Genomic DNA, 6,406 nt, shown 5'->3' on the forward strand with positions numbered 1-6,406 from the left:
GGGCGGAAGGAGTGATTCTTTAGCCCCTTCTCTTTTGTCAGTAAAACGATACTGAAACGATAAATAAGGATAAAACAAGATGATCAAAGGACATGGGATCGATATTGAATCGATCGCTGCGATTGAAAAAGCCTATCAGAAGAATACCCGATTCGCTGAAAAAGTCTTAACCGAGGCTGAGCGAGAGCGCTTTGAGGAATTGTCTGGAAAACGGAAGATGGAATATTTGACGGGCCGATGGTCCGCAAAAGAAGCCTTTTCAAAGGCAATGGGAACAGGGATTGGACCAGTTGGTTTTCAAGATTTAGAAATTTTAAATGATGCCCACGGAGCTCCCTATTTTTCCAAGTCTCCTTTTTCTGGGAAGGTATGGATTTCGATCAGTCACAAGGGAGACCTAGTGTCGACCAGTGTCATTTTGGAGGAAGAAAATGAAAGCAAGTAAACATAGACCAACTGTTGCAAGAGTCGATTTGGATGCCATTGTCTTTAATGTGCAACAAGTTAGTGAGCATATTCCGAGTCAAGCCTTGAAATATGCAGTCGTCAAGGCCAACGCCTATGGTCATGGGGTCGTTGCGGTGACCAAAAAATTGGCGCCTCAGGTTGATGGCTTTTGTGTTTCCAATATGGATGAAGCCCTCGAAATCCGTGAAGAAGGCTTGCAACACCCTATTTTGATTTTGGGAGTTGTTCCAAGTGAAACAGTGAATCTAGCCAAAGAGCATGACATCCGCTTAACGGTGGCGAGTCTTGCTTGGTTGGATCAATTGCTTGGACAAGAAGCAGATCTTTCAGGATTGAAGGTCCATATCAAGGTGGATTCAGGAATGGGGCGGATTGGATTCCGAAGAATCGAAGATATCAAAGAGGCTGAACGCCTCCTCTTAGCAGCTGGAGCTGAGATTGAAGGGATCTTTACTCATTTTGCGACAGCAGATGAGGCAGATGATCGAAAATTTCAAGCGCAATACCAGTTTTTCAAAGAAGTATTGGCTGCTCTTGAAACCCTTCCTCCTATTGTCCATGCGAGTAATTCAGCCACTTCTTTGTGGCATGCGGATACGATTTTCACAGCTGTACGCTTGGGAGATGTCATGTATGGCTTGAATCCGAGCGGATCTGTGTTAGCCTTGCCATATGAAATTAAGCCAGCTTTGAGTTTGGTGAGCGAATTAGTTCATGTGAAACAGTTGGAAGCTGGTCAAGATATTGGCTACGGGGCAACCTATACGACAGAAGAACCCCAATGGATCGGGACGATTCCTATTGGCTATGCGGATGGTTGGATCCGAGAGATGCAAAACTTTCATGTGCTGATTAAGGGGGACTATTGTCCCATTGTTGGTCGCGTTTCGATGGACCAGATAACGGTTCGCCTTCCTGAAGAATTGCCTCTGGGGACCAAGGTTACCCTGATTGGACGAGAGGGCGAAAAAGAAATCACGGCAACAGAGGTTGCAGATTACCGTGGTACCATTAATTATGAAGTGGTCTGTCTCTTGAGTGATCGGATTCCTCGTGACTATACAGGTGAAGAATAAGAAGAAGCAGGTGGGATTTTCCCGGATGGACCTGCTTTTTTATAAAAGAAAGGAGGAGAAATGAATCTACATCAACCCTTATCCGTACTGCCTGGAGTCGGTCCAAAATCGGCGGAAAAATATAAAAAGTTAGGAATTGAAACCTTAGAAGATCTGCTCTTGTATTTCCCCTTTCGTTATGAAGACTTTAAAACGCGCAATGTTTTAGAGTTAGAAGATGGGGAAAAAGCCGTCATCTCTGGGGTGGTAGCAACGCCAGTCAATGTCCAATATTATGGCTACAAACGAAATCGCTTGCGTTTTTCGATCAAACAGGGAGATCAAGTCATTGCGGTTAATTTTTTCAACCAACCCTATCTAGCAGACAAAATCGAGGTCCAGCAGACAGTGGCGATTTTTGGAAAGTGGGACAAGGCCAAGGGGAGTTTGACAGGGATGAAGCTCCTGGCTCAAGTGGAAGATGATTTGCAGCCAGTCTATCGAGTGACACAAGGAGTGAGCCAAAACAGCCTGGTGAAATTGATCAAAATAGCATTCGACCAGGGCTTGGACCAGCTTTTAGAAGAGAATGTCCCCCAGATCTTACGAGAGCGTTATCAACTCATGTCTCGTTCCCAAGCAGTGCAAGCTATGCATTTTCCTAAGGATCTGGCAGAGTACAAGCAAGCTCTTCGCCGGGTAAAATTTGAAGAGCTCCTCTTTTTCCAGCTGCAACTCCAAGTGTTAAAGGAAGAAAATCACGATGCCAGCCAAGGGATTTCCTTGGCCTGGGATCCAGAAAAATTAGCAGAACGAAAAAAACAGCTTCCTTTTGAGCTAACGCAAGCTCAAGAAAACAGCTTGAATGAAATCTTGACAGATATGGCTTCTCCTTATCATATGAACCGCCTCTTACAAGGGGATGTGGGAAGCGGGAAGACAGTCGTGGCCGGTCTTGCCATGTATGCAGCCTTAAGCGCTGGGAAGCAAGCAGCCTTGATGGTTCCAACGGAGATTTTGGCAGAGCAGCACAAGGAAAGCTTGCAAAATCTTTTTCCAGATTTGCCAATTGCCCTTCTAACAGGAGGATTAAAGGTGGCTGAGAAACGAGAAGTCTTAGAAGAGATCGCCTCAGGAACAGCTCAACTGATTGTTGGGACACATGCCTTGATTCAAGAGGGAGTTCACTACCAAGATCTAGGCTTGGTCATTATTGATGAACAGCATCGCTTTGGGGTTTCCCAACGTCGTATTCTTCGAGAAAAAGGACAAAATCCAGACGTCCTGATGATGACGGCTACCCCTATTCCCCGGACCTTGGCTATTACAGCCTTTGGAGATATGGATGTGTCCATCATTGACCAGATGCCTGCTGGACGAAAGGAAATCATCACACGTTGGGTCAAGCATGAGCAGTTAGAAGTGGTCCTCGACTGGTTAGTCAAAGAACTTGGCAAAGGTTCTCAAGCCTACTTTATTTCTCCATTAATTGAGGAGTCAGAGGCGCTAGATTTGAAAAACGCCCTCGCCCTCCAAGAAGAGCTAGAGACCTTCTTTGGACAGCGAGCACGCGTTTCTCTTCTTCACGGGAAGATGAAAAGTGAAGAAAAAGATGCCATCATGCAGGCCTTTAAAGAGCACCAAGTCGATGTTTTGGTGTCTACGACCGTTATTGAAGTAGGAGTCAACGTACCCAATGCAACCGTTATGGTCATTATGGATGCAGATCGGTTTGGTCTTAGCCAGCTTCACCAGCTACGAGGCCGGGTTGGTCGGGGGAACAAGCAATCCTATGCTATTCTAGTAGCCAACCCTAAGACAGATAGTGGCAAGCAGCGCATGAAAATTATGACAGAGACGACCAATGGGTTTGTTCTAGCAGAAGAAGATTTGAAAATGCGGGGTTCAGGTGAAATCTTTGGAACCCGTCAATCTGGGATTCCAGAATTTCAAGTAGCGGATTTGGTAGAAGATTATCCCATTCTGGAAGAAGCAAGGAAAGTTGCCAGCCAGATCGTAGCCACGCCAGATTGGCGCGAACACTCCGATTGGCATTTGCTCTCGCTTTACTTAGAAAAGAAAGAACATTTAGACTAAAATATAAAAAGGGAGTAGAGTGGAAATTCTTTGGATTCCACTCTACTCCCTTTGAGATTGCATTTTACGGGCTTTGTATCTTATTAATTGAACATGGGCTGCGGATTGTGTCAAAAAGATGAATCCTCCTAGAATCTTTTGGATTCTTCGTCGTATTCCCTATTTTGACTGTATCCGCTACGCCCTTTGTATCTTATTTTACCCTTCGATATAGTCTTTGAGTTCTTGTCCTTTTAGGCCGGCATTGAGGGCGATGAGGAGTTTGATGCGCGCTTTGGGGGCATTTAATTCTTTGATGAAAAAGACACCTGCTTGATGGAGTTGGACGCCTCCTCCTTCATATGCGTAGACGGGTTCAGCGATCCCGTTGAAGCAACGGGATACTAAAGCGATTGGAAGGCCTGCATCTATAAACTCTTGGAGTTTATGTGCCGTTTCTTTAGGGATGTTTCCTGCTCCAAAGGCTTCGATAATGAGGCCATCAAGCTTTGAAAGATCCAGCATGTCCAGCAGATCGGTTTTCATCCCTGCATAGGTAGTGATGATCGGAACGAACCCATCGATGGTATCGAGATCAAAGCGCACTCTTGGCTCGGCTGTTTTAAAGAAGAGGATTTCCTTTTTCATGACCAAACCTAGTGGACCGTGGGTTGGTGTCTGGAAGGTACTGACATTGGTGGTATGGGTTTTGGTGACGTACTTAGCCGCATGAATTTCGTCGTTCATGACGACTAAGACGCCTTTATCGCGTGCTTTTGGATCGGCAGCTACTCGAAGGGCTGTCAGAAAATTATAGACACCATCGCTTCCAAGTTCGTTGGAGCTTCTCATAGCTCCTGTAATGACCACAGCGATCTCTGGTAACTCCATGGTATCCAAGAAATAAGCCGTTTCTTCCAGCGTATCTGTCCCATGGGTAATAACGATGCCATCGTAGTTGTGAGCTTCCTCTTTGATTTTTTGATATAGGGCTAACATGTGACAGGGGGTCATTTGAGGGCTGGGAAGGTTGAAGAAGTCCTCCGAGGTGACTGCAATCCCTTCAATTGGTGAAGTAACTTGGGTCATGGGATTGACTTCATTGGTAATCACTGCCCCAGAGTCATCTGCCGCCATCGAAATGGTCCCTCCGGTATGTAGTGCTAAAATTTTCTTAAACATGTGAAGCTCCTTGGAATATATGATATAATTTATTTTATCATAAAAAGAAAGAAACAGTAGACATGGAAATAAAAGCAGTCTTTTTTGATATCGATGGAACCTTGGTGAATGATAGTCGAGCGGTCCTCAAATCAACAGAAAAAGCTATTCAGTCTTTAAAGGAAGAAGGGATCTATGTAGGTCTTGCGACAGGGCGGGGACCGGCCTTTGTCAAACCGTTTATGGAACGCTATGGTTTTGATTTTGCAGTGACCTATAATGGTCAGTATATTTTGACCAAGGACCGCGTGCTGTTTACTAGCCCAATCGATAAAAAGAGTCTGCACCAACTAATTGCCTATGCTCGAGAACACCGCAAGGAAATTGCTCTCGGTACCAAGGATGGGGTATTTGGTTCTCGGATCATGAGTTTTGGGATGAGTCCTATTTCAACCTGGTCCAGTCGCTTTGTGCCCCGCAAAATGGCCCGTACAGTCAGTCGAGGATTTAACAAAGTGGTCAGCAAGGTCGTCCCACAAGATCAGGACACCCTCTATGCACTAGCGCAAGAACCGATCTACCAAGTGTTGATCTTATCGAGTCCGGAAGAGACTGCAAAAATTGAAAAAGAGTTTCCGGATCTGAAATTCACACGGTCTAGTCCTTTTGCAGCAGATGTCCTCAACCCAGGGATTTCCAAGTTAGAAGGGATCCGCATCGTTGGTCAGGAATTTGGCTTTGACATCGATGAAGTGATGGCTTTTGGAGATTCTGATAATGACTTAGAGATGCTGTCAGGTGTTGGCTTGTCTATTGCGATGGGAAATGGGACGACCAGCGTCAAAGCGATTGCCAAGCATACCACGACCAGTAATGGCAAGGATGGCATCCAAAAGGCCCTGCAACACTTTGGTATTCTCTCAGAGAAAGAACTCTTTCTTTCTAAGGATGATCACTTCAATAAGGTCAAAACCTTCCATGGTGTGATGGATGGAGAAACCCAGGAGAAACCAGTTGTTTGGCAACCTCAAGGGGCCCTTTATCGAACCATGTTCAAGCAAGAGGAGTTGGTAGAATTTGTCCGAGCAGCTAGCACAAGTGAGGAAGAATTTGACCGCTCGGTAGCCGCTCTTCACGAAGCCTTGGATAGGGCTGCAGATAAGGTTCGGAGCAAGCATCCAGCTGAGATCTCCATGGTAGGGCAGGTTGATGCCTTAATTGATACCCTCTATCTGACTTATGGTAGCTTTGTACTAATGGGGGTCGATCCTGAAGAGGTCTTTGAGATTGTTCACCGGGCCAATATGGGCAAGATTTTCCCAGATGGAAAGGCGCACTTTGATCCAGTAACCCACAAAATTCTGAAGCCAGATGATTGGGAAGAAAAATACGCCCCAGAACCAGCCATCAAAAAAGAACTCGATCGCCAGCTGAAGGCCTACGAAAAACACGTGAAACAAAAAGAAGCAAAAAAAGACAACTAAAAAAGTTTGGAACAAAGGTTCCAAACCTTTTTTAAAATGTAGACAAACTATTTTTTATTAAGATAAGTAAAGTGTTCCACAAAGAAGTCGAAATATGTTCTTATTTTTAAAATTTATAAAAAATATTGAAAAACTTTCCGCCGTGAGAAAAGTGCTAGAAAC

General features: G+C 45.0%; 5 protein-coding genes. 4 read left to right on the forward strand and 1 reads right to left on the reverse strand.

Annotated features, from left to right (window positions below):
- Window positions 1-79 precede the first annotated feature (79 nt).
- Genes acpS through recG form a run of 3 tightly spaced genes read left to right on the forward strand, consistent with a single transcriptional unit; the run spans window position 80 to window position 3,620 of the window.
- Complete coding sequence (gene acpS / locus HMPREF2917_RS00760) at window positions 80-445, forward strand: holo-ACP synthase (RefSeq protein ID WP_003005615.1); 366 nt, start codon at window positions 80-82, stop codon at window positions 443-445.
- Window positions 432-1,544: an alanine racemase gene (alr, locus tag HMPREF2917_RS00765; protein ID WP_070588720.1), complete on the forward strand. Its 1,113-nt coding sequence runs from the start codon at window positions 432-434 to the stop codon at window positions 1,542-1,544. The genes acpS and alr overlap by 14 nt, the downstream gene beginning before the upstream one ends.
- A 60-nt stretch (window positions 1,545-1,604) precedes the next feature.
- Window positions 1,605-3,620, forward strand: a complete 2,016-nt coding sequence (recG, locus tag HMPREF2917_RS00770; protein WP_070588721.1) for an ATP-dependent DNA helicase RecG — start codon at window positions 1,605-1,607, stop codon at window positions 3,618-3,620.
- A 198-nt stretch (window positions 3,621-3,818) separates the two neighbouring features.
- Here the strand turns inward: recG and HMPREF2917_RS00775 are convergent, their stop codons facing one another.
- Window positions 3,819-4,781, reverse strand: a complete 963-nt coding sequence (locus tag HMPREF2917_RS00775) for an asparaginase (protein ID WP_070588722.1) — start codon at window positions 4,779-4,781, stop codon at window positions 3,819-3,821.
- Between the two features lie 62 nt (window positions 4,782-4,843).
- On the opposite strand from HMPREF2917_RS00775, the gene HMPREF2917_RS00780 reads away from it, so the two are divergent.
- Entirely contained in the window at window positions 4,844-6,244 is a 1,401-nt protein-coding gene (locus HMPREF2917_RS00780; RefSeq protein ID WP_070588723.1) for a Cof-type HAD-IIB family hydrolase, read from the forward strand.
- Window positions 6,245-6,406: the final 162 nt, after the last annotated feature.

It is taken from the genome of Streptococcus sp. HMSC061E03 (assembly GCF_001813505.1).
In the GTDB taxonomy this organism is placed as follows: Bacteria; Bacillota; Bacilli; order Lactobacillales; family Streptococcaceae; genus Streptococcus.

Excerpts from the sequence above, each read along its gene's own strand:
- acpS (WP_003005615.1), top strand. The coding sequence starts at position 80 with ATGATCAAAGGACATGGGATCGATATTGAATCGATCGCTGCGATTGAA.
- alr (WP_070588720.1), top strand. The coding sequence starts at position 432 with ATGAAAGCAAGTAAACATAGACCAACTGTTGCAAGAGTCGATTTGGAT.
- recG (WP_070588721.1), top strand. The coding sequence starts at position 1,605 with ATGAATCTACATCAACCCTTATCCGTACTGCCTGGAGTCGGTCCAAAA.
- HMPREF2917_RS00775 (WP_070588722.1), bottom strand. The coding sequence starts at position 4,781 with ATGTTTAAGAAAATTTTAGCACTACATACCGGAGGGACCATTTCGATG.
- HMPREF2917_RS00780 (WP_070588723.1), top strand. The coding sequence starts at position 4,844 with ATGGAAATAAAAGCAGTCTTTTTTGATATCGATGGAACCTTGGTGAAT.